Below are 25,960 nucleotides of genomic sequence, written 5' to 3'. Positions count from 1 at the left end.
CCTCCTTCGCTCATCCCGCGTTGCCCGCGAGCAGTTGCCCGAACGACAGACCCCCGTCGTTGGGTGGTAATCGGCGATGACAGAGGACGTGAAAACCTCTGGCGCGCAGAAGTGTCGTCGCACTCGACAGCAGTAGCGCGTTCTGGAAAACCCCGCCCGACAGCGCGACAGCGCTCACGCCGTCCGCGAAATCGACCGCGAGGTCGACGATCAGCGCCGCGACGGCGGCGTGGAAACGCGCGCCGATCACGCCAACGGGAACGTCGGCGACCGCGTCGGCGACCACGCGGGCGATCACCGGCGCGGGGTCGATCACCGCGGGGTCGGTCGAACGATCCAGCGCGAAGCGGTAACCGCTCGCGCCGCCGTCGATTCCGCGCGAGAGTCCCTCGAGTTCGATCGCCGCCTGCGCCTCGTAATCCACGCTGTGGCGGACACCGGCCAGTGAGGACACCGCGTCGAACAGCCGGCCCATGCTGGAGGTCGGGGTGCAGCCGAGCCCGGTCCGGAACTGGTGCGCCAGGATCTTCCGTTCGACATCGGGGCAGGCGCGGACCGACGGAATCCGCTCCGACCAGTCCAGCCCGGCGGCCCACAGATGCGCCAGCGCCATCCGGTACGGCCGGTGCACGGACGTATCGCCCGCTGCCAGCGGCACGTACCGCAGATGTGCCAGCCGCCGATAGCCTTTGTATCCGGCCGCGAGAACCTCCCCACCCCAGATGGCGCCGTCGGATCCGTATCCGGTGCCGTCGAAGGCGATTCCGAGCACGGTGTCCTCGAGGCCGAGACCGTGCTCCCCCATGACGGCGGCGATATGCGCGTGATGATGCTGGACCGTGTGCACCGGTCGATCACCGGCATGTGTGCGCGCCCACAGCGCGGAGCGATAGCGCGGGTGCGCGTCGGCGATCAAGTGCACCGGGCGCACGCCGGTCAAGGCGGACAGGTGCTCGGTCGCATCGCCGAAAGCGCGCAGGGTCGCGAGATCGTCCATATCGCCGACGTGCTGGCTGAGCCAGGCGTAGCGGCCTTCGCCGACGGCGCAGGTGTTCTTCAGATCGGCGCCGACGGCCAGGGTCGGCGCAATGGGGGCGGGCAGGGTGAGGGGTAGCGGCGCGTATCCGCGCGAGCGACGGACCGGGAGTTCGGCGCCGTCGACCAACCGCACCACGGAATCGTCGCACGGCACCAGGATCCGCCGATCATGCGACAGCCACGCGTCCGCCAGGTCGGCCAGTCGAGCGCGCGCGTCGTCATCGTCGTAACAGATCGGTTCACCGCCGCGATTGCCCGAGGTCATGACCAGCGTCTGCGGGCCGGGCTCGTCGCCGGGCAACCCGAACAACAGCAGATGCACGGGGGCGTAGGCGAGCAGGACCCCCAGATCCGGAATACCCGGAGCCACCGATCCGGCGACCCCGGCGCGACCGCGGGCGAGCAGGACGATCGGGCGTTGCGGGCCCGCGAGCAGCGCCGCGGCCGTGTCGTCGACATCGGCGACGGCGCGCGCGGCATCGAGATCGGGCACCATGACGGCGAATGGTTTGTCGCCGCGCCGCTTGCGGTGACGCAGCCGCGCGACGGCATCCTCATTGGTCGCGTCACAGGCGAGGTGGTAGCCGCCGATACCCTTCACCGCGAGAATTCCGCCTTCGCGCAACAGATTTCGCGCGGCGGTCAGCGGTTCGCCGACTCCGGGACCGTCGTAGGACAGGCGCGGGCCACAGTCCGGGCAGGCGATGGGCTGGGCGTGGAATCGCCGATCGGCGGGATCGCGGTACTCGGCGGCGCACCGTCGGCACATGGCGAAATCGGCCATCGATGTCCGGTCGCGGTCGTAGGGAAGGCCGGCGATGATGGTGAAGCGCGGACCGCAGTTGGTGCAGGTGATGAACGGGTGACGGTAGCGCCGGTCGGCCGGGTCGCGCATTTCGGCGGCGCAGTCCGCGCAGATTGCCATATCCGGCGAGGCCAGGGTGCGGCCACCGCCGGCACAGGTGGAATCCGCGATATGGAAGCCGGTGCCGCCGCGCACCGGGATCGCGCTCTCCTCGATCGCTTCGATCACCGCGAGCGGCGGTGGCCGTTCCCGGAGCCGACGGCAGAATTCGTCCAGATCGGCGGGGTCGCCCTCGATTTCGATGATCACCCCGGCACTGTCGTTGCACACCCGACCGGCCAACGCGAGTTCGGCCGCGGTGGTGTAGACGAACGGCCGGAACCCGACGCCCTGCACCACGCCCCGAACCAGCAGCCGCCGACGCAACCGATGCCCGGTCACGGCTGCTCACCTCGCCCCAGCAGCCGCAGCCCCGCCAGTGCGGCTCGCGCGCCCGCCTCGTCGGTCTTCTCCACCACGAAACCCATGTGGATGATGACCCAGTCCCCCGGCCTGGCCGGATCATTCTCGAGCAGACCGATATTCACCTTGCGGCACTCACCGGAGACCTCGACGAGTGCGACCTGATCGTGGTAGCCGTCGGGGATCTCCACGACACGACCCGGAATTCCGAGACACATGGTCATACCTCCGGCGTTGTCAGTGGTCGACGCTGAACCGGCTGCGCCGCGAGCAGATCCGCGAGCACCTCGCCCACCGCGTCGACCGCGGGGCCCACTGCCGCGGCGACCGGCTCGGACAGACCGATACCCGCCGCGACGGTGGCGATCCGGCAGCCGACGACGACCGTCGGCGGCACTGTCCCGCCCAGCGCGCGCACCCCGGCGAATACCGCGGCCGGATCCATCGCGTGCGCGTCGAGATTCGCGTCCGCGCTGGCTTCGGGATCGGCCGCGAACACCGCTATCCGTCCGGGCTCTCCCCGCTCGGGCAGCGCGTCGACCAGTACCAACGCCTCCCACGGGTCGAGCAGGTCGTAGGCCAAGTGCATCCCCCTGATGCCGTAATCGACGACGCGCACGGCATCGCTCGGATAGCACGGTAATCGCCGCACCACCTCCGGGCCGAACCCGTCGTCACCGAGGAAGATGTTGCCGATTCCGGCGACAAGCATCCGCGCTGTCATCTCACATCCGACGAATCTTCATGTACCGCCGGACATCCGGTATCGAACGCACGCCCACTATCAGGCCGAACGCGGCCACGGCGGCGACGAGAACGATCGCGATCATCCCAACCGTTTGCATGACGGACCTACCTTTCATATTTCCGGGCCGTCGAGCGGCTCGATTTCATCGGGCGCGAAATAGAGATAGCGGCCATACCATTCGTGCAGTTCGGCGGCGGGATCGTCCTCGATGACCACGCCGACGTGGGAATCGCCGTCCACGTCCTCGTGCACTGTCACCACCCGGGCCGCCCGGCCGTCGTAGAACAGGTCGTGAGCGTCGGCGCGCCGGGACGGACGCAACCGCACCCGGCTGCCTTTGCGCACGAGAACCCCGCCGACGGCCACCGCGTCGGAATCGGGCCGTACAGCCGTGTCGGCGCGCGGATCCCACCAGTCGAGGCCCTGCGGCACTTCCGGCACCACACGCGGGTCATCCAGCCGGTGCGGGTCACGCAGGACGCCGTGCAACCGCCCCATGCCGTCGGAGGTCATGGCATCGCAGCGGTCGATGATCGCGGCGGCGCGCGGATCGGTCGCGCGGGCCTGTTCCTTCTCCTCGTCGGTCATCGTCATCACGCGCAGGGTGAGGATCTCGTCGATTTCGGTGGAATCGAACAGCGGGCCCTCACTCTGCTCGGCGATCTCGGGGTGGTCGTAGAGGATGATCGGCGAGATCAGCACGAGGCGGCGCTCGCCGGGCGGGCCCGCGAGAACCGGGAAGCAGCGGTGATGCGCGCAGTCCTTCGCGGCTCGCTCCGCCTCCGGCGGCGGCTCCAGCAACGAAAGGAAACGACTGCCAGCGACTTCGGCGATCACGTGCGCGCCGATCAGCGATCGGGCGATGGCGTCCTGGCTGTCGGTGGCCTCGGCCCCGGTATTGGCGACCGCGACGGTGATCCGAGCGAATCCGTCGACCGGTTCGACCGCGAGCGTCAATTCCCCTACCAGCGGATTCCGGCTGCGCACCACCCGCCCGGCCGCAGCGCCACGCCGATGCGCCAGCATTTCGATATCGGCGCCGCCGGGTATCGCTATCGGCGTCGACATCGCGGCCAGGGGCACCGGACCGATGACGACTTCCCTTTCGACAGCCTCGTCCCAGGTGAGCCACGACCGCGTGCCCACCGTCAACTCCGGCACCGGTACTCCTTCGGCATTCTCCACCTGCCGCCGCTGCAATTGCAGGAACCGGACGGTCAGGGTGAGCGCGGCGTCCTCGGCCGCCTCGAGTAGGCATTGCGCGGTCAGTCCGGTTTCCTCGCCCAGCCCGGCCGCCGCGGCACCGGGGGGTCCGAGCACCCCGAACTGCCACCTGGACTGGTTCTTGCGCGACGTCGCGCGGTAGGGATAGAGCAGGTAGCCCTCGTACAACACAGCGTCGGCGACCGCTCGGGCCCTGGCCCGCGCCGCCGTCGTCCCCGCGAATTCCGGCGTCACGTCGGCTCCCCTGCCGGGTCGGTGGCCTCGGCGAGCAAGCGGGTGACGGCGCTGTCGAAATCGAGCATTCCGTGGCTCGACTTGTACGCCGCCAGCGCTGCGATGGTGCCGTCCTGCAAGCGCAACCAGCCCGAATCGGGGAAATTCGCGGCGACCAGCTCGCGCCAGACCGATACCGGCATCTGGTATCTGTCCTCGCGGTCCCAGGGAATCTGCTGCACGGCGAAACCAGTCGAACCCCTGATGAAGACGGTTCCGCTGAACAGGAAGAGCAGGGGTACGACGCCCTCGCGCAACGCGTGCAGATATTTCGACGCGCTCACCTCGAGGTCGTAGGTGCACGGCATCGGCAGATCCACCTCGGTGCCGCCGCTGAATCCGGGAACCGCGGTGGCGCACTGCATCCAGAGGAACGAGCGTTGGGTATCGCGCCACCGTTCGCGCGGCCCGAACAGGTCCGCCATGCCCGCGCCCTCCTCGTCGCTGTAGGGCCTGCGATGCGGTTCTATGCGCACCTGGGCGCGCAACACGATGGCGTGCACCGGTTCCTCGCCGACGGCGGCGATTCCGATGCGCGCCGACAGGATCGGCGTCACCGCGTAGGGCTGCGGGGCCATTCCGAGCACGGCGAAGGTCGTCGCGTATGCCGGACTCACGGCGCACCGCCTGGCCGGGCGCGCGCGGATACCGCGCGGAAGAATTCGTCGAGGTAACGGTGCACGTCCTGGCCGCCGTCGAAGCCGCGCCACAGCATCCGCATCCGGCCGACGAATTCGTAACAGGTATCGATGGGTAACAGCACGCAGGCCGCGTGGGCGGTGCCGCGCTCCGGCACCCGGATCATCAGAGCCTCGACGTCCGCGGCGATCACATCGAGTTCGGGATGTTCCTCGAGCAGCGTGCGCCACTGTCGCAGAGGTAACTCGGATTCGGTCGCCCCCGCCGGGCCAGGGTAGAACGCCACGGTGCGGCCCAACGCGGAATTGACGAAGAAGAAGGCCAGTCCCACCGGAATCTCGAGCGCGTCCCACTCCGCCTGACCGATGGTGAAATCCGGGAAGGACAGGTAGCGGTCCGGGACCGCCCGGTAGCGTAGCGCCGCGTCTGGATCGGTGAACAGCAGGTAGCAGCCCCGGCACACGCACATCAGCTGCCGCCCTTCGATATTCACGACATGCTGGTGTGCCTCGGCGATGGGTTCGGCGCACATCTCGCAGTGTTCGCCCGCCGCCGCGACCGGGGTGCGATCGGCGGTGATCCTGCGCAGCACCCGCAGCGGCGAGGTCACCCGCTCACCCCCGCGGGAACCGCCACCGACGGCTGACCGCCGCGCATCAGCACCGGCAACGGTTCGAGATGGCCGTCGCCGTCGACCCGCGCGCCCGCGCGCACCACGTCGAAATGCGCGTGACAGGAGGGGCAGCGCAGCACCGCGTCACCGACGGGGAATCCGACCCTGCGGTGCAGTGCCGCCCCCGCGAGCGAGTTGTCGCACGCGGGGCAGTGATCGCGGTAGACGAACAGGTCGTCACCGACCAGGCAGGCCAGCACATCCAGTCCCGCGACGGCGAATCCGCCGACCTCGCCCTGTGCGAGCGCGCCCAGTTCCGGGACCGCGACCCAGTTTCCGCCCTGATGCGGGCCGGTGTGAGTCTCCGCGTGTACCCGGGAGAACAGCGAGTCGGCGGAGAACACGCCCGACGACGACTCCTTCGGCGCGGCGGCCACATCGATGGCGTCGATCTCGGGCGCGGCGGCCCGTACCGCCTCCTCGACCGCGAGTTCCAGGGTCACCGCCGAGGACGGGCAGGTCCGGCAGCTGCCCGTCAATTCCAGGCGGACCACACCGTCGGCCACACCGAGCAGTGTCACGTCGCCGCCGTGCGATCCGAGGTAGGGCCGCACGCTGTCCAGTGCCGTCTGGACCCTGGTGTGGACATCGTGCGGGTGCAGTCCGTGCACGAGTAACAGACTCGCCACCAGATCGTCGCGGGCCAGCCGGTCGGCCGAGGCCGCGTCGAGCAGCCCCAGGATGCGCCGCAATCCCGTGCCGTAGAGATCGGAGACCTCACGGACCAACTGTTCGGCGCGTTCGCGGGCCATCGGGCCGCCCGCCGCACTCGCGTCGAGGAGCGTCTCGATCCGATCTCCCGCGCCGCGCCAGTGGTTGTCGTCGGTGACCTGTCTGTCCTCGTTGTGGATCGCTGTGGTGTGGATCGCTGTGTTTTGGATCGCTGTGTTATGGATCGCTGCCCCGTCCCTGTCCAACGGACGAACCTCCATCGGCCTACTCCGGCGTCGCTATCTGGGTCGGCGAATGCAGCGTGTTCAGCGACTTTCCGTTACCGAGATACATGTGCACGCCGCACGGCAGGCAGGGATCGAAACTGCGCACGGTGCGCATGATGTCGATGCCCTTGAAATGCTCGCGATCGTTCTCCTCGAAGATCGGCTGTCCCTGCACCGCGTCCTCGTACGGGCCTGGGGTTCCGAAGTTGTCGCGGGGATTGGCGTTCCACGGTGTCGGCGGATACGGGTGATAGTTCGCGATCTTGCCGTCCCTGATCACCATGTGATGCGACAGCACGCCGCGCACGGCCTCGGTGAACCCGCAGCCGATCCCTTCGTCGGGCACCTCGAACGTCTCCCACGTCTTGGTGCGACCCGCCCGGATCTCCTCGAGTGCCTTCTCCGCGAAATGCAGGGCGCACGCCGCCGAGTACGCCTGGAAATAGGTTCTGGCGCGGTCGCGTTCGATGGTGTTGCTGCCGCGCTCGGGAATCTTCCACTCGAACGAGACCGGACCTTTCAACGCGGTCTTCGGCAAGTTGATCTGCACACTGCGGCCCGTGGATTTCACGTACCCGATGTCGACGAGTCCGGCCAGCGCCGTCGACCACAGCCGGGCCAGCGGTCCGCCGCCGGTATCCAATGCCAGATGATCGGTGCCGTCGAACCAGCGCGGCGACATCACCCAGCTGTACTTGTCGTCCATATCGCGTTTCTGCGGTTTGGGATTCGTGTGCTGATTCCAGGGGTGACGCCGATCCACCGGATTGCCGAGCGGATCGGTGGTGACGAACATTTCCTGGTCGGTCCAGTCGTCGTAATAAGAACTGCCCAGCATGATCCGGATGCCGAGATTGATATCCACCAGCGACGTGGTGATCAGGCGTCCGTCGACGACGATGCCGGGGGTCACGAACATCTTGCGACCCCAGTCCTCCATATCCCGATAGGCGAAATTGCAGACTTCTGGATCCTGGAACGAGCCCCAGCACCCGAGCAGAGTGCGGCGCAGGCCGACCTGTTCGTACCCTGGCAATGCCTCGTAGAAGAAGTCGAAGAGGTCGTCGTGCATCGGCACGACCTTCTTCATGAATTCGACGTAGCGCATCAGCCGAGTCATGTAGTCGGTCATCAACTGGATCGTGGCGACCGTGCCGACACCGCCTGGATACAGCGTCGACGGATGGACATGCCTGCCCTCCATGAGACAGAACATTTCCCGCGTATACCGGCTGACCTGCAACGCTTCCCGATAGAAGTCACCGGTGAACGGATTGAGGGCGCGCATGATGTCGGCGACCGTGCGGTACCCGTGCGCGTCCGAATGCGGTGCCAGGGTTTTCTCGGCCTGGGCGAGCACACCAGGATTCGTCTCGGACACCATCTTCTCGCAGAAATCCACGCCGACCAGATTCTCCTGGAAGATGTTGTGGTCGAACATGTATTCGGCGGCCTCGCCCAGGTTGACGATCCACTCGCCCAGATGCGGTGGTTTCACCCCGTAGGCCATGTTCTGGCAGTAGCAGGAACAGGTCGCGTGGTTGTCCCCGCAGATCCCGCAGATACGGCTGGTGATGAAATGCGCGTCGCGCGGATCCTTGCCCTTCATGAAGATCGAGTAGCCGCGGAAGATCGACGACGTGCTGTGGCATTCGACGACCTCACGATTCTCGAAATCGATTTTCGTGTAGATGCCCAGGCTGCCGACGATGCGCGTGATCGGATCCCAGGCCATCTCCACGAGGGCATCGGGGTCGATCTTCTTGTGCGACGGCTCGGGGATGATGGCTGTCATCGAAGATCCTCCTACCAGGTCCGGGTCGCGCCGGATTCCAGTCGTTCGCCCTTGTGCCGCCAGCGCGGCTCTTTGTCGACCGTGCGGCCGGTGATGTTGCGCAGGCTGCGGATCACCGACCCGTAGAGCCCCGACGCCGTGGACGAGAGCTTGCCGCCGGGCGGCTCGTCCATGAACGGCATGAATTTGTCCGGGAATCCCGGCATCGTGCACCCGATGCAGATGCCGCCGACATTCGGGCATCCACCGACTCCGTTGATCCACCCGCGTTTGGGCACATTGCATTTCACCACCGGACCCCAGCAGCCCAGTTTCACGATGCATTTCGACGAACCGTATTCGGTCGCGAAATCGCCCTGTTCGTAGTAGCCCGCTCGATCACAGCCCTCGTGGACCGTGGCGCCGAAAAGCCATTTCGGTCGCAGCGCCTCATCGAGCGGAATCATCGGCGCCTGGCCGGTCGCCATATACAGCAGGTAGGTCAGTGTCTCCGACAGATTGTCCGGCTGAATGGGGCATCCCGGCACGCAGACGATCGGAATCCCGGCCTTGCTCTTCCATTCCCAGCCGAGATAGTCCGGCACACCCATCGCACCGGTGGGATTACCGGCCATGGCGTGGATGCCGCCGTAGGTCGCGCAGGTGCCGACCGCGACGACGGCGGTCGCCTTGGGCGCGAGACGGTCGAGCCACTCGCTCGTCGTCATCGGCTGGCCGGTCGCTGGATCGTTGCCGAAACCGCACCAGTAGCCGTCTTCGTGGAGTTTCTCGTTCGGGATGGACCCCTCGACGACCAGGACGAAGGGGTCGAGTTCACCCCGATCCGCTCTGAAGAACCATCCGAGGAAGTCGTCGGCTCCCCCGCTCGGACCGCATTCGAAATCGATGAGCGGCCAGTGGACGGCGATCTTGGGCAGGCCGGGGAGCGCGCCGAGCGCGATCTCCTCGATGCTGGGCTGGGTGGCGGCCGTCAGCGCCACCGAATCACCGTCGCAGCTGAGGCCCGCGTTGATCCAGAGAACATGGATCAAGGTCTCTTCGGCCTGTAATGCTTCCTGTGTTGGCATGGGCTGTGCCACTTCCTGAAATCGAACATTCGGCTGTTCCCGCCGGTTCCGAAGAACGGGCATCGAATGTGATCCTGATCACGTCAGTTTAGGTCCGTGGAGATAGATCATCAATAGCTCCACGATTGCTGAGGGACTGCCTCGCGCGCAGCCACTCGTACCACCGCGCGAGGCCCTCGCCCGTCGTCGCGGAGACGGGGATGATCTCGATCCCCGGATTCACCGAATTCGCGTACTGCTCGCATCGCGCCGGATCGAAATCGACGTAGGGCAACAGATCGATCTTGTTGAGAAGTACCAGTTGAGCGGCGGCGAACATATGCGGATATTTCAGTGGTTTATCGGTCCCCTCGGTCACCGATATCACCACGACCTTGCCGCTTTCGCCGAGATCGAACAGCGCGGGACAGACCAGATTGCCGACGTTCTCGACGAACAGCAGGGTGCCCGGCGCTGGATCGAGTGCGTCGAGCGCGCCGCTCATCATCTGCGCGTCCAGGTGACACCCCGCGCCGGTATTGATCTGGACGACCGGTCGGCCTGTCGCCCGTATCCGCTCGGCATCGAGCAGGGTGGCCTGATCGCCTTCGATGACCGCCGTCGGCACCTCGGCGAGTTCGCGTATCGTCCGCTCCAACAGGGTGGTCTTCCCCGCGCCGGGTGAACTGGTCATATTCAGCGCGAGGATGCCGAGGCGCGCGAGCCGGTCGCGATTCCGCGCGGCCAGTTCGTCGTTCTTCGCGAGAACCTTCTGTTCCAATGTGACGGTTTCGGTCACCGGCAGATGCAGGTGATCGTGATCGTGATCGTGCGGATGCGCGTGGTCGTGGCGGTGGTCGCCGTCGAGATCACCGCCGTGGCGCCGGTGCTCGTGCGGGATCGTGATCACCGCTGCCGCGTCGTCCCCACATCCACAGGTTGCGCACATGCTGGACTCACTTCCATCGAGGTGATTCGAAGTTCCTGCCCGGCCCGCACGTCGACGTTCACGCCACCGCATTCGGGGCACAGCAGTATCGGATCGGTCAGAACGAATTCCGCGCCGCAATCGCGGCATTGCGCGGCCCCCGGCACGTCCACGATCTCGAGAGACGCGCCTTCGGCGACGGTCCCCTCGGCGGCGAGTTCGAAACAGAACCGCATCGCATCGGGAACCACCGCGCACAGCCCGCCCACCGCGACGGTGACACTGTGCACCCGTCGACCCGCCGCGTGCTCGCACACCGCGTCGATGACACTTCGGGTGATAGCCATTTCATGCATCACGGTCTCGGTTCGACGAAGGGGAACCCGGATATGAGGCTACTCCCGCACACCCCCGTCCGAGACCGCTTCCCGACCGTCGATCACCACTGGGGGCCAGCACCGCTTACCCGCCCGGTAATCGACAGCGCGGACGGGCGAGGATGATCATTCGCGTAACGAAAGGATCGACCGGATGACCACGACGACGCGCTACGCCTTCGACACCGACACCGCGAACACGGCCGTCGGCGAACACGAATACGCCCTCGACCTGTCCGAACGCTGGACCACCATGGCCGGCACCGCGAACGGCGGCTATCTACTCGCCTCCTGTCTACAGGCATTGCGCAGGGAGATCCCCCAACCCGATCTGCTGTCGGCGTCCGCGCACTACCTCAGGCCCGGCGTGATCGGTCCCGCGCGCATCCGCACCGAAGTCGCGCGCATCGGTCGGCGCACCGCGACGGGAACGGCGCTCCTCACCCGGGACGACCGCGAAATCATCCGCGTCCTCGCGACTTTCACCGACCTCGCCAAGGCCGAAGGGCAGACGGTCGAACGTGGTGAGCCGCCGGTTCTTCCGCCGCCGGACCGCTGCGTGAACCCCCTCGAGGCGATGGGCTGGTCGGCCGCCACCATCGCCGGTCAGGTCGAATTCCGCACCGCCGAAGTGCCGGGGTTCTTCCGTGGCGAACCCGGCGGCACCGCCGCGGCCGATTTCTGGCTGCGTTTCGCCGATGGCAGGCCGGCCGATCCGATCGCCCTCGCGCTACTGGTCGACTCCGCCGCGCCCGTCGTCTTCGATCTCGGTGTATCCGGCAGTTCCACCATCGAACTCACCGTCCACATCCGGCGCAGGCCCGCACCGGGCTGGCTGGCCTGCCGGGTGCGCACCAATCACCTGGTCAACGGATTCCACGAAGAGGATTTCGATATCTGGGACAGCACCGGCGCGCTCGTCGCCCAGTCCCGTCAGCTGGCGTTGATCCCGTAGCGCCGGTTGTCGCGGCCGGTAGGTCACCGGTCGGCGGGGCGATCCGGTTCGGCTCCCGGTGTGGCATCACCACGGTCGCTGGGCGCATCTGCGGTCGCACCGACGGGTACGGAGAGTTCGGCGCTGGGGCGGGAGATTCGACCGGCGTGCGACTCGGCGCGTATCCGCTCGGCCATGTGCGGGTAGTGCAGTTCGAAGGCGGGGCGCTCGGACCGGATGCGCGGCAGCTCGTAGAAGTTGTGCCGCGGCGGCGGGCAGCTGGTCGCCCACTCCAGCGAATTGCCGTAACCCCATGGATCGTCGACGGTGACGACCTCGCCGTAGCGGTAACTCCTGAAGATGTTCCACACGAACACGATCATCGAGGCGCCGAGCACGAACGTGCCGATCGTCGAAATCGTGTTGAGTGTGGTGAATCCGTCGGTGGGCAGGTAGTCGGCGTAGCGCCGCGGCATACCCATGTTGCCGAGCCAGTGCTGCACGAGGAACGTGCTGTGGAAGCCGACGAAGGTCGTCCAGAAGTGCCACTTGGCCAGCCGCTCGTCCAGCATTCGGCCGGTCATCTTGGGGAACCAGAAGTAGATGCCGGCGAAGGTGGCGAACGCGATGGTGCCGAACAGCACGTAGTGGAAGTGCGCGACGACGAAATAGGTGTCGGTGACATGCCAGTCGAGCGGCGGGCTGGCCAGGATGACGCCGGAGAGACCACCGAACAGGAACGTGACGATGAAGCCGATCGAGAACAACATCGGCGATTCGAAGGTCAGCTGACCGCGCCACATGGTGCCGATCCAGTTGAAGAACTTCACGCCGGTCGGCACCGCGATGAGGAAGGTCATCAATGAGAAGTACGGCAGCAGCACCGCGCCGGTGGCGTACATGTGGTGCGCCCACACCGCCATCGACAGCGCCGCGATCGCGAGTGTCGCGTACACCAGCGCGACATAGCCGAAGATCGGTTTCCGGGAGAAGACCGGGAAGATCTCCGAGACTATCCCGAAGAACGGAATCGCGATGACGTAGACCTCGGGGTGCCCGAAGAACCAGAACAGGTGCTGGTAGAGGATCTGGCCGCCGTTGGCGGTGTCGTAGATGTGCCCGCCGAGGCGTCGGTCATAGGCCAACGCGAACAGCGCGGCGGTGAGCACGGGGAAGACCATCAGCACCAGGATGCTCGTGACCAGAATGTTCCAGGTGAAAATCGGCATCCGGAACATCGTCATCCCCGGCGCGCGCAGGCACACCACCGTGGTGATCATGTTCACCCCACTGAGGATGGTGCCGAGACCCGAGACCGCGAGTCCCAGAATCCAGAGATCGGCTCCCACGCCCGGCGAATGTTCGATGGTGCTCAACGGCACGTAGGCCGTCCAGCCGAAATCCGCGGCCCCGCCCGGTGTCAGGAAACCGGATACCGTCAGCGTGGCGCCGAACAGATACAGCCAGTAGCTCAACGCGTTGAGCCGGGGGAAGGCGACGTCGGGAGCTCCGATCTGCAACGGCAGGATGGCGTTGGCGAAACCGAAGACCACCGGAGTCGCGTAGAACAGCAGCATGATCGTGCCGTGGATCGTGAACAACTGGTTGTACTGCTCGGGTGACAGGAACTGCAGACCCGGCCGGGCCAGCTCACCACGCAGCAACAGCGCCATCAGCCCACCGAGCATGAAGAATGCCGTCGCGGAGAACAGGTACATCATGCCGAGCAGTTTCGGATCGGTGGTGGTGATTATCCGATACAGCGCCGAACCCTTCGGCCCGACCCGCTGTGGATACGGCCGGACGGCCTCCAGCTCAGGAACACTGTGAGAAGGTAACGCAGTCAAGGCTCCTCCTTGGCCGATTCAGCCGACCTGCGGCGATTTACCCGGTACCCCGAGACTTCCGGCATGTCATGTCGAGCAGCACTGTCAACCCTACTTCCGATCGCGGGTGAAAGGGATGACCTTTGCCCAGAAAGCGGTACATGTCGGTCGGCTCCATCGTCATCGACCGCAGCGGTTCGGCCCGAGTAGTTCGACCGTCGGTGCGGTCCGTTCCGGGAGTTGCGGTCCGCACGCGTTTCGGGAAATGCCGCGTGCCGTTCGCCCACCGACTGGACCGCGTTGCCGTTTTCCGGCGCGGGGGGCGGTCATTGGCGATCAGGACGGCCATCCACGGAAGCGGCACCGACGCCACGAGAATGCCGACAGCCAGCCAGGCGATACCGGTCAGGCCGTATATCACGGATGCCGAGATCAACGCGGGTAGCCGGAAGGACATCAAGGTCACGTATCTGCGCACACGCGCCCGATGCTGCTGCTCGTAGGACGGTCGCGCGGCGGTGACCAGACCTGCTTCTTCGCCCCGACGCCATCGGCTCATCCCGTCGGTACTGTGCACGGCATCCCGCCGGGGCGGGCGTGAGCGTGTCATTGTCGCCGCGTACCCGTGACGCACCTTCGGTAATCAGGGAGCCTGCGGAATATTCGAATTGCAGTCGCGATCGCAATCATTCGTGTGCGCGGCTGTGACCTTCACACCCCTCACCGATGCCCGAGGCCGCGCCCGCGGGCGGATCCGCCTCCCAGCTCGGCGAAATCGCCTCGCATACCGTCACGTCACGTGACGGTATGCGACTAGCGCTCTCCCTTTTCCCTGTCTCCGAGGACCTTCGACACCACACGAATGACGCCGCACGGGGATCGCAGCGCCCGCATCCGCTTCGACCTCGAAGTCCCCACCCTCTGCTATGTCATCGAGAATGCGTGGAACACAAGAAGACTCGACGATCCCACAGCGCTGAGATCGAACGACTGATCAATCAGCACCGCGCCGAGGCCGTCGATTCGACGCCCGCGCCCATGCGGGTCACTCCGAAGTAGCCACGAACGTCACGGGAACGGCATTCACCTACGCCCGAGCCGCTCCGACCGGAGTCGCACACGCACTGCCGACCTTCGCCCGTGCGCCCCATCCGACGGCGGCCACCGATCCGCAAGCCACTCACCGCGAAACCAACTGCGCCCGCAGCGACGTCGAACGGTAAGGTGTGAGCCTATGAGCCCGCCGACATCGCGAATTCGCCGCGGTTCGGGTGTCGGTTACGATGATGCATCATGATTCACCGTCAGATATCTGGCATTTCGATTGCCAGGTGTTTACGGTGAATAGTGTTGGTAATCCAACGCTGCTCGATCTCTCGAAAGGAGGGCTTCATGGTCTTCACCCTTCGTGTACCAAGCGCCATCGCCCAAGGGCCAACTTGGGCGCGTGTCGTCTCGATCCTGGGGAATGCGACGACGCCCCCGACGCAGACGCCTACCGGCGAAACCGCCCACGTCACCGTCGGTATTCACGAGGCCGCCGCCCACTGACGCCGCGCCGAACGCCGGCACCTGCCCGCGATTCGCGCGCGCCCCAGCCGAACTCGATGTCGATCGAATCGACGCGCCGCCCGGTTTTTTTCGCCACCGGCGGAACACCCGGGCGACACCGTAGGGCACGGCAACTTCGTTACGTCGACGCCACCCCACGTGCGGCCCCGCAAAACGCGGGGCCGCACGCGTGATTCGTGCGTGGTATCGGCCGGCTTCCCACGAGGCGGCCGATACTCGCACCGGCACCGCCACCGGCCGCCCGGCACGATTCCGTAGCCGTCCGGGCGAACTCAGCCCACACGCCGTATTACGGCCCCGAAAACGGCGCATTCGACGTCACATTCACGGCACGACGCGCACGGTTGCACTCGATGCGCCGATCCCCCTGCTACGTATTGCGCCCCCGCGAACCCATGGCCGCCGGACCGTTCGCGAAATGCCGAAACGATACCGATACGTCACAATTCGGCATCGCACCTGTCTCGCGCGGTCGCCCCGGCCTCGCGAGGACATCCGGCATCGGCTCATCGAGGGTCCGCACCGCCGGATCACCCAGCAGCGCCGCCGCGATTCCGAGGCGCCGCCGCATACCGAGGAAGAAGCCGCGCACCCGCCTGCGCGCCACCGAGGTCGATTCGGCATTCGCGCGGCGCATGCCCCGGGACCGTGGCACTGCCCGGACCGAATTCGGTCAGTGCGTCCACCAATGCGGCGGCGGCATCGTCCACGCGCAGGCTCACGGCGCTGTCGAGCGCGGCGCGTAGGTTCCCCAGTTCGGGTTCGAGAACGGACAGCCGGTGCCGCCGGGCCGTGCCGTGACGCCGGGCACGGAGAGACAGGTCGGTGTAGTACCGCATATGCCGCTGCTGGACATCGGTGAGTTCACCGGCCTCGCCGAGACGTTCGGCGGCGTAGGCGCGGACCGATTCCAGCAGGCTGTAGCGGGGACCGGCGGCGCTTTCGGTCATCTGCACAAGCGAGCGCTCGACCAGACGCGCCAACGCGGGCAGCACATCCGATTCGCCGTCCGCCGTGACGGCGGCCACCGCCGCGATCGTCGCGCCGTCCACATGTACCGCTGTCCGGCGCAGCACGAGTTGTTCACGGGGCGTGAGCAATTGCCAACTCCAGTCGATCGCGGCGCGCAGGCCCCGATGCCGGGCTGGTCCGCCGCGACGGGTCGCGCCGAGCAGCGTGAACCGGTCATCGAGCCGCGCGGCCGATTCCGCCACACCGAGAGTGCGCACCGTCGCGGCTGCCAGCTCGAGGGCGAGCGGAAGACCATCGAGCCGACGGCAGATCTCGGCGACCGCGGCGGCGTTGTGTGAGTCGAGCCGGAAGCCGGGCGCGGCGGCCCGCGCGCGGTCGGCGAACAGTTCCACCGAGGCGTAGGAGTTCACCTCCTCCGCCGGGGTATTCGCTGGCGGTATGGGCAGTGGCGCGACCACCCATACCCGTTCACCGGCGACCGCAAGCGGTTCCTGGCTCGTCGCGAGAATGCGCATTCGGTGGGCGGCGCGCACCAGTGCGTCGACCACGACCGCGACGGGCTCGATCGCGCGTTCGCAATTCTCCAGCACGATCGCCATGTTCCGATCGGCCAGCGCGGAGGTGAGATGTCGCAGCGCCGCACCGTCCGCGTCGGGCAGCGCCAGCGCACGGGCGATATGCGCGGCGACCGTCGACTCATCGATATCGGGCCCTTCGAGATCGGACAGCTCCACCGACCACACCTCGTCGACTCCACCGCAGCCGAGATCGTGGATCGCCCGCAGGGCCAGCGCCGACTTTCCCACGCCGCCGGGACCGGTGAGGGTCAGCAGACGGGTCGTCGTCATCGAGTCGCGAATCTCGAGCAGATCGGCGGACCGGCCGATCAGCGGGTGCGCCGCGGCAGGCAGATTCGTCACCGGACGAGTCGGGCTCGCGGCGCGCAAAGCGGGTGCCTGTTCGAGGATCGCCTGGTAAAGGGCGGTCACCTCGGGACTGGGATCGATACCCAGTTCATCGGCGAGCCGGGTGCGATGCTCGGCGTAGGCGGCCAGCGCTTCGCTCTGCCGCCCGGATTGATAGAGCGCGCGCAGTTGTACCGCGCGCAGACGTTCGCAGAAGGGATGGCGGGCGACCAGTTCGCCGAGTTCACCGGCGAGCGTGTGATGTTCACCGAGGTCGAGGCGTGCCTCCGCATGATCGCCGAGGGCGGTCACCCGTTCTTCGTCGAGCACCGTCGCCACCGATCGGGTGAAGGCGCTGTCGGTGAAGTCGGCGTAGGCGGGCCCGCGCCACAGGTCGAGCGCCTCGGCCAGCAGCGCTGCTCGCGCACGCGGGTCCTCGACGTCGCGAGTGCGTGCGACCAGCGCGCGGAATCGGCCCGCGTCGACGGCGTCCCGGCCGACCGCGAGTCGATAGCCGGTCGGCTGCCACATCACCAGATCGCGCGCGCCCGGTTCGGCGGCGTCGAGGGCACGGCGTAGTTGGGATACTCGCGTCTGCAGGGTCGCTACGGGATTGCGCGGAAGTCGCTCGCCCCAAAGATCATCGATGAGCCGGTCGACGGGGACGGCACGTCCCTCTGCGGCGAGCAGATCTGTCAGTAGCGCCCGGACTTTCGCTTCCGGAATCGGCACCGCGGCGCCGTCCTCGGCCCAGACGGCCAATGGGCCGAGCACCCCGAAACGCATACCGCAACCGTACTCGGACCGCGTACCTACAGCGGATCCGAAGCACACCTGAAGCGGCCTTCGGCACCGTTGCGGCATCACCCCGTTGCCAGTACAGGAGTCGATCAGATTGACCGTATTCGTGAGTCGTGAAGTCCGCCTGACCTCCCGCCCGGTCGGTGCGCCGGTCCCGCAGAATTTCCACGTGGTCGACACCGAGGTGCCGGAGCCGACCGCGGGCCGGATCGTGGTCCGCAACACCTGGATGTCGGTGGACCCGTACATGCGCGGGCGGATGGACGACGGCGCGTCCTACATCGAACCGTTCCGGATCGGCGAGGCGCTGGAGGGGCATGCGATCGGTGTAGTCGTCGCCTCGGCGAGCGCCGATATTCCCGTGGGCGCCACCGTCGTCCATTTCGCCGGATGGCGGGAATACGCCGTGCTCGACGCCGCCGAGGCGACCGTTGTCGACACCTCGCGCCCCCGTCCGCAGGACCATCTCGACGCGCTGGGACAGACCGGGTTCACCGCCTACCTGGCGGTCACCGAGATCGCGCGAATCCGCACCGGCGATGTGGTGTTCGTATCCGGCGCGGCGGGCGCCGTCGGCAGTGTCGCCGGTCAGCTGGCCAGGAGATTCGGTGCGGCCCGCGTGATCGGTTCGGCGGGTGGTCCGGTGAAAGCCCGCGTCCTCACCGAGGAATTCGGTTTCGACGCCGCCATCGACTACCGCGCCGGATCGGTGGCAGAACAGTTGGCCGTCGCCGCTCCCGACGGCATCGATGTCTACATCGATAATGTGGGCGGCGATCACCTGGAAGCGGCGATCGGCGCGCTGCGCATGCACGGTCGCGCCGCCCTGATCGGCATGATCAGCGGCTACAACGCCGCCGCACCCGCCCCCGGCCCCACCAACCTCTACGACATCGTCACCAAACATCTGACGTTGCGCGGACTGCTCGTCACCGAATACGCCGACCGCGCCCCCGCCTACGCCGCCGCTGCCGCACGCTGGCTCGCCGACGGGAGCCTGCGCACCAGGCAGACCGTGGTGGACGGCATCGACAACGCGCCGCGTGCGTTTCTCGGTATGTTGAGCGGCGCGAATACCGGAAAAATGCTCGTGCGCTTGTGACGGTCGGGGCTCGAGCCTCAGACCGCTCCGAAATGCGCCAGCAGGTATTCCGCGACGGTCCCCGGACGTTCGGCCTGCAGGAAATGGCCGCACCCGGGGATCCGCACCGCGTGCGCGCCGACGCTGTCCGACAGCGCACGTTGCAGACCCGGGTGCAGGCAGCCGTCCTCGGCTCCCGCCAGGGCCAGGGTGGGCAGTGCGGCGGCCGGGGCGGTCAACACCCGGTAGAACTCGCGGGTTTCGGGTCGGTGCGCGCGAAACAGCGCCCGGTAGTACCTGGTCGCCGCCCAGCCGAGTCGCCGGTCGGTGAATACGGCGCGCACCGGAGCGAAATGGTCCTCGGTGAACGCCCACCCGGGCGACCAGCACGACCAGATCTCGCGCACGAACGCCGCGTCCGAGCGCGCGAGCAGCCGCGCGGACGCGCCGCACTGCATGAGGCCGATATAGGACGACATCACGGTCTGTCGCGGCAGATACGGCAAGGCGGACAGCGCGCTCGCCCGGCCGCCGAACGGTGGAATCGCCAGCAGACTCAGCGAACGCCACAGCCGGGTGCGCGTTTTCGCGAGATGGATGGCAGCGAAGGCGCCCCAGTCGTGTCCGACCAGATGGGCGGGCGCACCGCCGAGAAACTCGTGCCAGATCGCGATGTCCTCGGCCGCGGCGGGCACGTCGTAGCGCGCGGCGGGGTCGTAGCTGCCGATCGTGTAGCCGCGCAACCACGGCGCGAGCACCTGATATCCCGCGGCGACGAGCGGCGGGATCACCTCGTCCCAACTGTGCGGGGTGTCGGGGAATCCGTGCAGCAGGATGACCGGCGTCGCGCCGGGATCACCGAATCGACGCGCCGTCAACGTCAGCCCGTCGCGTGACCACGTCGTTTCGGTGCGCGCCGATGTCATCGCGGAATCCTCATGGGTATCACCGTAGTGCCGATGGCGTGCGAAGACGGGCATTCTCGCGGCCACCCGAGCAGATCATCGACCGATTCCCGGTCCGGGGAACTGCGTGGGCGCGGTAGCCTGTCTGCAAGTGAATCCTGAAGAAGAGGCAGTAACTTATGGGCGCCACGACCATTGCGCGACAATGCACCCTGTGCGAAGCGCACTGCGGAATTCTGGTGAGCGTCGAGGACGATCGCGTCACCCGGATCGAAGGTAACCCCGACGACGTCCTGTCCAAGGGCTACATCTGCCCGAAGGCGACGGCGATGGGCGGACTGCACCACGATCCCGACCGGTTGCGCACGCCGGTGCGACGAGTCGGCGACGCCTTCGAGCCGATCGGATGGGACGAGGCGTTCCAGGAGATCGGTCGCCGCCTGCGCCGGGTGCGCGCCGAGTACGGGCCCAGCGCCATCGGCATGTACCTCGGAAATCCGGCGGCGCACAGTTCCTCGGTGATCTACGGGGGTCTGCTGCGCGCCGTATTGCTGACGAAGAATTTCTACACCGCGTCGTCCATCGATCAGTTCCCGCAGGAATTCGTCGCGTGGCGGATGTTCGGATCGAATGTGCTGATGCCGATCACCGATATCGACCGCACCCACAGGCTCGTTGTGATCGGCGCGAATCCGGCGGTGTCGAACGGGTCGATCACCACGATGCCCGGCGCGAAACAGCGCATCAAGGATATCCGCGAGCGCGGCGGCACCGTGGTGGTCATCGATCCTCGGCGCACCGAGACCGCGCGCCTGGCCGACGAACACGTCGCGGTGACACCGGGCGGGGATCCGTATCTGCTGCTCGCGATGCTGCACGTGCTCGTCACCGAGAAACTGTGCGACGAACGCGCGATCGCCGCGTCGTGTTCGGGCTGGGGTGAGATCAGGGCACTGGTCGCCGATTTCACCCCGGAACAGGCGGCGGCGCACGCCGGCGTCGACGCCGACACGATCCGTCGCTTGGCGCGCGAACACGCCGCGGCGCCGTCCGCGGTGATGTACGCCCGGATCGGGGTCTGCCAGACGGTGACAGGCACCCTCACCCACTGGCTGATCAACACCATCAACGCCGTCACGGGAAATCTCGACCGGCCGGGCGGGCAGATGTTCGCCACCGCCCCGGTGGACGCGACGCGATTCGGTAAATACCTGCCTGTCATGCACGGGGCGTGGACCGACGATTCGGGCACCTTCAAATCGTTCCGGTCCGAACTGCCGGTGGGAGCGCTCGCCGATCAGATCCTGAGCGACGGTGCCACCAAGATCCGCGCCATGATCACCTATGCGGGGAATCCGGTGCTGTCGACACCGCAGCGCGGGCGATTGGCCTCGGCGCTGGACACGCTGGATCTCTACGTGGCCGTCGATATGTATGTCACCGAAACCAGCAGGCACGCCGACATCATCCTGCCGCCGATATCCCCGCTGGAACGCGAAGACCTCGACATCCTGATGCCGGTCTTCAGCGTCCGCAACAACCTGCGCTACAACGCGCGCGTCTTCGAGCCGCCCGCCGATGGCCTGGAGGATTGGGAGATCATGGCGCGGCTGGTGAGTGAAGTGCTGCCGCTGCCCGCACGACGGCTGACCACCCGGGTCGTGAACGCGCTGTTCGACAAGATCAGTCCACTGCGATTGGCGGCGTTGGGTATCGCCGCGGGTCCGTACGGGGTACTGCGGCGCGGGCGTTCCGGTCTGACCGTCGCGAAGGTGCGCGACAGCGCGGGCGGCATCGACCTGGGTCCGCTGCGACCGAGGCTGCGCACGCTCATCGGCACCCGCGATCGCAAAGTACGGTTGGCGCCGGAGGATTTCGTGGCCGCGGCCGCGGCGTTGATCGATGAAGCACGCAGCGGGCCGGGCGCGCACGCGGCAGAGGGATTCGACCTGAAATTGATCGGTCGCCGCCACCTGCGCAGCAACAACTCGTGGCTGCACAATCTGCCGTCCATGATGAAGGGCCGCGACCGCTGCACCGCGCTCATGCATTCCGGCGACGCGGCCGACCGTGGACTCGACGATGGCGCACCGGTGACCGTCACGTCGAAACACGGATCGATCGTGGTACCGCTCGAGGTCAGCGACGATATCCGGCGCGGCACCGTGGCGGTTCCGCACGGCTGGGGTCACGCCGAACCGGGCGTGGGCTGGTCGGTGGCCGCCGCGCGGCCGGGCGCGAATGTCAATCTGCTGCACGATCCGGCGGTGGTCGACACCTTCTCCGGAAACGCGGCGGTGAACAGCACCTGGGTGACAGTGAGCGCCGCACCGACGTCGGCCGCCGTCGCCGCGGCGGTCACACCGTAGCGGCGCCGCAGGATTACCGCACGCTGGTGCCGTGGAACTCCAGGAATGCCCGCAATGTCTCCTCGGCGGCCTCGAGTTGGGGGTAGTGACCCACTTTCGGCAGTTCCACCACATCCGGATTCGGGATCAGCTCTCGATAACGCTGGACCATATGCGCGCCGGAGACCGGATCGAGCAGTCCGTCGACCAGCCGTACCGGCACGGTCGTGTCACGCAGCGCCCCCACCCAACGTTCGCGATACTTCCTGCGTTCGGCCATGTAGCGGATCAGCTTGTGCCCGTTACGTTTTCCGTGCTTGCTGCACCACAGGATCCAGAACTGGCTCATGGCCGCCGCGTCGGGTTCGGTCTCGGGCCCGAAAACACTCGCCAGGCTGCGGGCGAAGGTGCGTTCCGAGCCGAGCGCACTCACCATCGGCCCGAGCGGGCTCGCCAGCAGCCGCTGGATGAAGCGCGGACGATGCGCTTCCGGGAAGAGTCCGCCATTGAGTAGGCATACCGATTCGACGACGAGGGATTCGTCGCCGACCCGGGCGCGGTCGGCGGCGCGGGCCAGCAGCTCCTGAGCCACGGTATCGCCGTAGTCGTGCGCGAGGATGTGGTAGCGCCGGATCCCCTGTTCGCGCAGCAGTTGCTCGTGCAGATCGGCGATCGTGTAGTCGTAATGCCGCGGTTTCGCCGACCAGCCGAAGCCGATCATGTCCGCGGCGATCACCCGGGCGAAACGGGCGCACAGCCCCGGCCACATCGCGTGCCAATCCCAGGACGCGGTCGGGAAGCCGTGGATACAGAGCAGGACGTCGCCGTCGGATCCGGTGCCGCCGTCGCGCCAGAAGATCTGATGGCCGCGATGGGTGAACCGCCGTCCGGTGGCCCGCCAGGATGCGAATTCCTCCATTCCTACCTCCTTCGTATACCGACCAGCATCGCGCTCCCACCCCGCCGTCACAGCGGTTCGGGACGACGCGGGACGTGTCATCTACCGGATCGAATGCGCGAGCGAGTATCCGCCGGGTTGCCGCGCACCACCGTCGCCGACGGGCGAAGATCATCAACTCTGGAAGAATGCGACCGGTGCATGTCGCGATCGAGCTGGTTGCCCTCATTGCCACGGCGACCGCTCTGGCAGCGCTGGCGCGGCGGTCCGGGGTATCCGAACCGCTCGTGCTGACGCTCGCCGGGGTTGCCGCGTCCTATGTGCCGTTCGTCCCCGAGGTTCATCTCGATCCGGAGATAGTACTGCTCGGGCTGCTGCCCCCGCTGCTGTACACGGCCGCGATCCGAACCTCCCTGGTCGATTTCCGCGCCGACATGCGAAATATCGCCCTCCTGTCCGTCGGATTGGTCTTGTTCAGTGCCTTCACGGTGGCCACCGTCGTATGGTGGCTGCTGCCGGTGCCTTTCGCGGTGGCCGTCGCACTCGGCGCGGTGGTGGCGCCACCCGACGCGGTGGCCGCGACGGCGGTGGCGCGGCGCATCGGCATGCCGCGGCGCATCGTCACCATTCTCGAAGGCGAGTCGCTGTTCAACGACGCGACCGCGTTGGTGACACTGCGCACCGCGATCGCGGCCGCGGCGGGCACCTATGAGATCTGGCGCGCCGGACTCGACTTCCTGGTCGCCGCAGGCGGCGGCGCCCTCGTCGGCATCGCGGTGGCCTACCTGCTCGCGCTGTTGCGGCGGCGGATCAGCGATCCGGTGCTCGACACCACGCTGTCGTTCCTCGCCCCGTTCCTGGCCTACCTACCGGCCGAGGAGATCGGCGCGTCCGGGGTCATCGCTGTGGTCGTCTGCGGCATCATCCTCGGACACGGCGCACCGGTCTGGCAGAGCGCGGCCTCGCGCATCGCCGAACGCACCAACTGGAGCACCATCCAGTTCATCCTGGAATGCTCGGTATTCCTCATCATCGGTTTGCAGGTGCGCGCCATCCTGGAAGGCGCGTGGAGCAGCGGGCTCGATCACGGCACCCTCGTCCTCACCGCGGTCGCGGTGCTGGGCACGGTGCTGGCGTCCCGTCCATTGTGGATATTCCCGTGGGCGATGCTGTTGCGCTTGACCGGCCGCGAGGACACGCCGCTGAGTTATCCGGCGGTCGTGTCGTGGGCGGGAATGCGCGGTGTCGTCACCCTGGCCGCGGTACTGCTACTTCCGCAGGACACCCCGCAGCTTCCGGTGCTGAAACTGCTCGCCCTCGTCGTGGTGGCGGGAACGCTACTGCTGCAAGGCACTTCGCTGCCGTGGCTGGTGCGCGCGATGAAGTTGCGCGGGCCGAGCCGGGCCGAGGACGCGTTGCAGAAGGCGAGTCTGTTGCAGCAGGCGGTGTCGTCGGGCCTGGCGGAATTGGATAAGCGGATCACCCCCGATACGCCGGAGGCGGTGGTGCAGTCCTTGCGCGACCGCGTCACCTGGCAGACGAACGCGGCATGGGAGCGATTGGGCCGCTCCGAATCCGAACAGGCGACACCGACCGCCGAATACCGGCGTCTACGGTTGGCGATGTTGCGCGCCGAACGGGAAACCGTACTGCGCGTGCGGGATTCGGGAACCCTCGACTACGAGATCCTCCAGCATGTGCTCGCCCGCCTCGACCTCGAGGAATCCATGATCGACCGAATCGACGAGGCCGACGAGGAGAATGCCGAAACGCTCGCGCTGCCCGGTGAGGCGGACAATTGCGACCACCTGCGCGCCGCGCCGCTGTTCCGGGAGCAGACCGGCCCGGACGAATGCGCCGAATGCCTCGCCGAGGGGTTGACGTGGGTGCATCTGCGCATGTGCCTGACCTGCGGGCATATCGCATGCTGCGATTCCTCACCCGGCAACCACGCCTCGAAACATTACGGCGACACCACGCATCCGGTGATGCGCAGTGTCGAGCCGGGCGAAGCGTGGCGGTGGTGCTACGTGGACGAGCTGCTGGGCTGATTCATCCCGAAACATGTTCCACGACAGCAGTTTCCGTTCGGGTCAGCGGCGCGCGTACGAGTAGATCAGCCGGGCGTACTGCGCGAGCAGTTTGTCCAGGGAGACGTCTTCGCCGCCCGCGGCGATCTGCTGGTATCCGATCAGCATCGCCATTCCGAGGGACGTGACGACGGCGGTCGTGTCGTCGTCGCCGACGACTCCCTTGATGGCCTTGTGCACGGTGCGGCGGCGGGATTCGTCGACCCGCTTGAGCGCGAGGTTCACCGATTCATCGTTGGCGGCCCACGCCCGGATGGCCGCCTCGGCGGCGTGGTGCAGCCCCGAGGCCAGATCGGACATGGCGCGAATATCGTCGTCGGGATTGCCCTGGTTGAACCGCAACGTGCGCAGGATGACGACCTGACGGTTCTCCCAGTGTTCGAGCAGGGCGTCGACGAAACCCTGCCAGCTACCGAAGTGGTGGTAGAACGAACCGCTGGTGACACCGAGCCTTCGGCACAGCACGCCGATATTGAGACCTTTGAAGCCGAGTTCGGCCAGCACCGCGAGCGCGGTGTCGAAGTACTGCTCCTTGGTGACCACTCGTGACATTCGGATGCCGTTCTGTGCGTGCGGACGGGGGGCAGAGGTCCGAACAGTACCGCATCGTATTGTCCGCGCAGGCGCGCATGACGAAATCACCCGCGCGCCGATCGCCCTGAAAAGATAGCTGTAACCGAAT

Annotated in this window: 19 protein-coding genes and 3 pseudogenes; 4 read left to right on the top strand and 18 right to left on the bottom strand. The window is 66.9% G+C overall.

Features of this window, described 5'->3' with window-relative positions:
• Positions 1-10 precede the first annotated feature (10 nt).
• The 11 genes from hypF to hypA all read right to left on the bottom strand — a co-directional run bounded on the left by hypF (position 11) and on the right by hypA (position 10,925).
• Positions 11-2,284, bottom strand: coding sequence for a carbamoyltransferase HypF (gene hypF, locus ABZS43_RS26845; protein WP_355038734.1), 2,274 nt, complete (start codon positions 2,282-2,284; stop codon positions 11-13).
• On the bottom strand, positions 2,281-2,523 hold the full coding sequence (locus ABZS43_RS26840; RefSeq protein ID WP_355038759.1) for a HypC/HybG/HupF family hydrogenase formation chaperone: 243 nt from the start codon (positions 2,521-2,523) through the stop codon (positions 2,281-2,283). Before ABZS43_RS26840 ends, hypF begins: the two co-directional genes overlap by 4 nt.
• A gap of 2 nt (positions 2,524-2,525) precedes the next feature.
• Positions 2,526-3,029 carry a hydrogenase maturation protease gene (locus ABZS43_RS26835; RefSeq protein ID WP_355038733.1) on the bottom strand — a complete coding sequence of 168 codons (504 nt, stop codon included), beginning with the start codon at positions 3,027-3,029 and terminating at the stop codon, positions 2,526-2,528.
• A 135-nt stretch (positions 3,030-3,164) separates the two neighbouring features.
• Positions 3,165-4,511 (bottom strand): hypothetical protein, encoded by a 1,347-nt coding sequence (locus ABZS43_RS26830; RefSeq protein WP_355038732.1) that lies wholly within the window; start codon positions 4,509-4,511, stop codon positions 3,165-3,167.
• The gene (locus ABZS43_RS26825) at positions 4,508-5,167 is read right to left on the bottom strand and encodes a DUF6084 family protein (protein WP_355038731.1); all 660 of its coding nucleotides are present in this window, start codon (positions 5,165-5,167) and stop codon (positions 4,508-4,510) included. Before ABZS43_RS26825 ends, ABZS43_RS26830 begins: the two co-directional genes overlap by 4 nt.
• Entirely contained in the window at positions 5,164-5,799 is a 636-nt protein-coding gene (locus tag ABZS43_RS26820; RefSeq protein WP_355038730.1) for a DUF5947 family protein, read from the bottom strand. The genes ABZS43_RS26825 and ABZS43_RS26820 overlap by 4 nt, the downstream gene beginning before the upstream one ends.
• Positions 5,796-6,794 carry a NifU family protein gene (locus tag ABZS43_RS26815; RefSeq protein ID WP_355038729.1) on the bottom strand — a complete coding sequence of 333 codons (999 nt, stop codon included), beginning with the start codon at positions 6,792-6,794 and terminating at the stop codon, positions 5,796-5,798. The genes ABZS43_RS26820 and ABZS43_RS26815 overlap by 4 nt, the downstream gene beginning before the upstream one ends.
• Before the next feature lie 4 nt (positions 6,795-6,798).
• The gene (locus tag ABZS43_RS26810; protein WP_355038728.1) at positions 6,799-8,595 is read right to left on the bottom strand and encodes a nickel-dependent hydrogenase large subunit; all 1,797 of its coding nucleotides are present in this window, start codon (positions 8,593-8,595) and stop codon (positions 6,799-6,801) included.
• Between the two features lie 11 nt (positions 8,596-8,606).
• Positions 8,607-9,662, bottom strand: coding sequence for a hydrogenase expression protein HypE (locus ABZS43_RS26805; protein ID WP_355038727.1), 1,056 nt, complete (start codon positions 9,660-9,662; stop codon positions 8,607-8,609).
• A gap of 88 nt (positions 9,663-9,750) precedes the next feature.
• A complete protein-coding gene (hypB, locus tag ABZS43_RS26800) occupies positions 9,751-10,590 on the bottom strand; it encodes a hydrogenase nickel incorporation protein HypB (protein WP_355038726.1) in 840 nt (279 codons plus the stop codon).
• Positions 10,548-10,925 (bottom strand): hydrogenase maturation nickel metallochaperone HypA, encoded by a 378-nt coding sequence (gene hypA, locus ABZS43_RS26795; RefSeq protein WP_355038725.1) that lies wholly within the window; start codon positions 10,923-10,925, stop codon positions 10,548-10,550. The genes hypB and hypA overlap by 43 nt, the downstream gene beginning before the upstream one ends.
• A 175-nt stretch (positions 10,926-11,100) precedes the next feature.
• Here hypA and ABZS43_RS26790 point away from each other — a divergent pair, with 175 nt between their 5' ends.
• Positions 11,101-11,901: a thioesterase family protein gene (locus ABZS43_RS26790; protein WP_355038724.1), complete on the top strand. Its 801-nt coding sequence runs from the start codon at positions 11,101-11,103 to the stop codon at positions 11,899-11,901.
• A gap of 23 nt (positions 11,902-11,924) precedes the next feature.
• Here ABZS43_RS26790 and ctaD read toward each other — a convergent pair whose 3' ends face one another.
• From ctaD to ABZS43_RS26770, 4 genes and pseudogenes are all read right to left on the bottom strand, one after another.
• The gene (ctaD, locus tag ABZS43_RS26785; RefSeq protein ID WP_355038723.1) at positions 11,925-13,727 is read right to left on the bottom strand and encodes a cytochrome c oxidase subunit I; all 1,803 of its coding nucleotides are present in this window, start codon (positions 13,725-13,727) and stop codon (positions 11,925-11,927) included.
• Positions 13,728-14,019: 292 nt separating this feature from the next.
• Positions 14,020-14,265, bottom strand: a pseudogene (locus ABZS43_RS26780) (DUF3099 domain-containing protein); the annotation flags it as partial.
• A gap of 1,512 nt (positions 14,266-15,777) precedes the next feature.
• Positions 15,778-15,882 (bottom strand): annotated as a pseudogene (locus tag ABZS43_RS26775) (ABC transporter ATP-binding protein); the annotation flags it as partial.
• A gap of 1,342 nt (positions 15,883-17,224) precedes the next feature.
• Positions 17,225-17,941 (bottom strand): annotated as a pseudogene (locus ABZS43_RS26770) (BTAD domain-containing putative transcriptional regulator); the annotation flags it as partial.
• Positions 17,942-18,050: 109 nt separating this feature from the next.
• Here ABZS43_RS26770 and ABZS43_RS26765 point away from each other — a divergent pair.
• Entirely contained in the window at positions 18,051-19,058 is a 1,008-nt protein-coding gene (locus tag ABZS43_RS26765; protein WP_355038722.1) for an NADP-dependent oxidoreductase, read from the top strand.
• Positions 19,059-19,075: 17 nt separating this feature from the next.
• Here ABZS43_RS26765 and ABZS43_RS26760 read toward each other — a convergent pair whose 3' ends face one another.
• Positions 19,076-19,963: an alpha/beta hydrolase gene (locus tag ABZS43_RS26760; protein ID WP_355038721.1), complete on the bottom strand. Its 888-nt coding sequence runs from the start codon at positions 19,961-19,963 to the stop codon at positions 19,076-19,078.
• Positions 19,964-20,121: 158 nt separating this feature from the next.
• Here ABZS43_RS26760 and ABZS43_RS26755 point away from each other — a divergent pair, with 158 nt between their 5' ends.
• On the top strand, positions 20,122-22,311 hold the full coding sequence (locus ABZS43_RS26755) for a molybdopterin-dependent oxidoreductase (protein WP_355038720.1): 2,190 nt from the start codon (positions 20,122-20,124) through the stop codon (positions 22,309-22,311).
• Positions 22,312-22,324: 13 nt separating this feature from the next.
• Here ABZS43_RS26755 and ABZS43_RS26750 read toward each other — a convergent pair whose 3' ends face one another.
• Positions 22,325-23,209 carry an alpha/beta hydrolase gene (locus tag ABZS43_RS26750; protein ID WP_355038719.1) on the bottom strand — a complete coding sequence of 295 codons (885 nt, stop codon included), beginning with the start codon at positions 23,207-23,209 and terminating at the stop codon, positions 22,325-22,327.
• A gap of 167 nt (positions 23,210-23,376) precedes the next feature.
• Here ABZS43_RS26750 and ABZS43_RS26745 point away from each other — a divergent pair, with 167 nt between their 5' ends.
• Positions 23,377-25,239: a Na+/H+ antiporter gene (locus tag ABZS43_RS26745; RefSeq protein ID WP_355038718.1), complete on the top strand. Its 1,863-nt coding sequence runs from the start codon at positions 23,377-23,379 to the stop codon at positions 25,237-25,239.
• A 42-nt stretch (positions 25,240-25,281) separates the two neighbouring features.
• Here the strand turns inward: ABZS43_RS26745 and ABZS43_RS26740 are convergent, their stop codons facing one another.
• On the bottom strand, positions 25,282-25,830 hold the full coding sequence (locus tag ABZS43_RS26740) for a TetR/AcrR family transcriptional regulator (protein WP_355038717.1): 549 nt from the start codon (positions 25,828-25,830) through the stop codon (positions 25,282-25,284).
• Positions 25,831-25,960: the final 130 nt, after the last annotated feature.

Origin of the sequence: Nocardia sp. NPDC005366, assembly GCF_040606855.1 — a bacterium.
In the GTDB taxonomy this organism is placed as follows: Bacteria; Actinomycetota; Actinomycetes; order Mycobacteriales; family Mycobacteriaceae; genus Nocardia.
Note: the sequence above shows the minus strand (reverse complement) of the source record. Positions and strands in the feature narration are given on the sequence as shown.

Excerpts from the sequence above, each read along its gene's own strand:
- ABZS43_RS26840 (WP_355038759.1), bottom strand. The coding sequence starts at position 2,523 with ATGTGTCTCGGAATTCCGGGTCGTGTCGTGGAGATCCCCGACGGCTAC.
- ABZS43_RS26805 (WP_355038727.1), bottom strand. The coding sequence starts at position 9,662 with ATGCCAACACAGGAAGCATTACAGGCCGAAGAGACCTTGATCCATGTT.
- ABZS43_RS26810 (WP_355038728.1), bottom strand. The coding sequence starts at position 8,595 with ATGACAGCCATCATCCCCGAGCCGTCGCACAAGAAGATCGACCCCGAT.
- ABZS43_RS26755 (WP_355038720.1), top strand. The coding sequence starts at position 20,122 with ATGGGCGCCACGACCATTGCGCGACAATGCACCCTGTGCGAAGCGCAC.
- ABZS43_RS26835 (WP_355038733.1), bottom strand. The coding sequence starts at position 3,029 with ATGACAGCGCGGATGCTTGTCGCCGGAATCGGCAACATCTTCCTCGGT.
- hypB (WP_355038726.1), bottom strand. The coding sequence starts at position 10,590 with ATGTGCGCAACCTGTGGATGTGGGGACGACGCGGCAGCGGTGATCACG.
- ABZS43_RS26760 (WP_355038721.1), bottom strand. The coding sequence starts at position 19,963 with ATGACATCGGCGCGCACCGAAACGACGTGGTCACGCGACGGGCTGACG.
- ABZS43_RS26790 (WP_355038724.1), top strand. The coding sequence starts at position 11,101 with ATGACCACGACGACGCGCTACGCCTTCGACACCGACACCGCGAACACG.
- hypA (WP_355038725.1), bottom strand. The coding sequence starts at position 10,925 with ATGCATGAAATGGCTATCACCCGAAGTGTCATCGACGCGGTGTGCGAG.
- ABZS43_RS26745 (WP_355038718.1), top strand. The coding sequence starts at position 23,377 with ATGCGACCGGTGCATGTCGCGATCGAGCTGGTTGCCCTCATTGCCACG.
- ABZS43_RS26740 (WP_355038717.1), bottom strand. The coding sequence starts at position 25,830 with ATGTCACGAGTGGTCACCAAGGAGCAGTACTTCGACACCGCGCTCGCG.
- ABZS43_RS26815 (WP_355038729.1), bottom strand. The coding sequence starts at position 6,794 with ATGGAGGTTCGTCCGTTGGACAGGGACGGGGCAGCGATCCATAACACA.
- ABZS43_RS26750 (WP_355038719.1), bottom strand. The coding sequence starts at position 23,209 with ATGGAGGAATTCGCATCCTGGCGGGCCACCGGACGGCGGTTCACCCAT.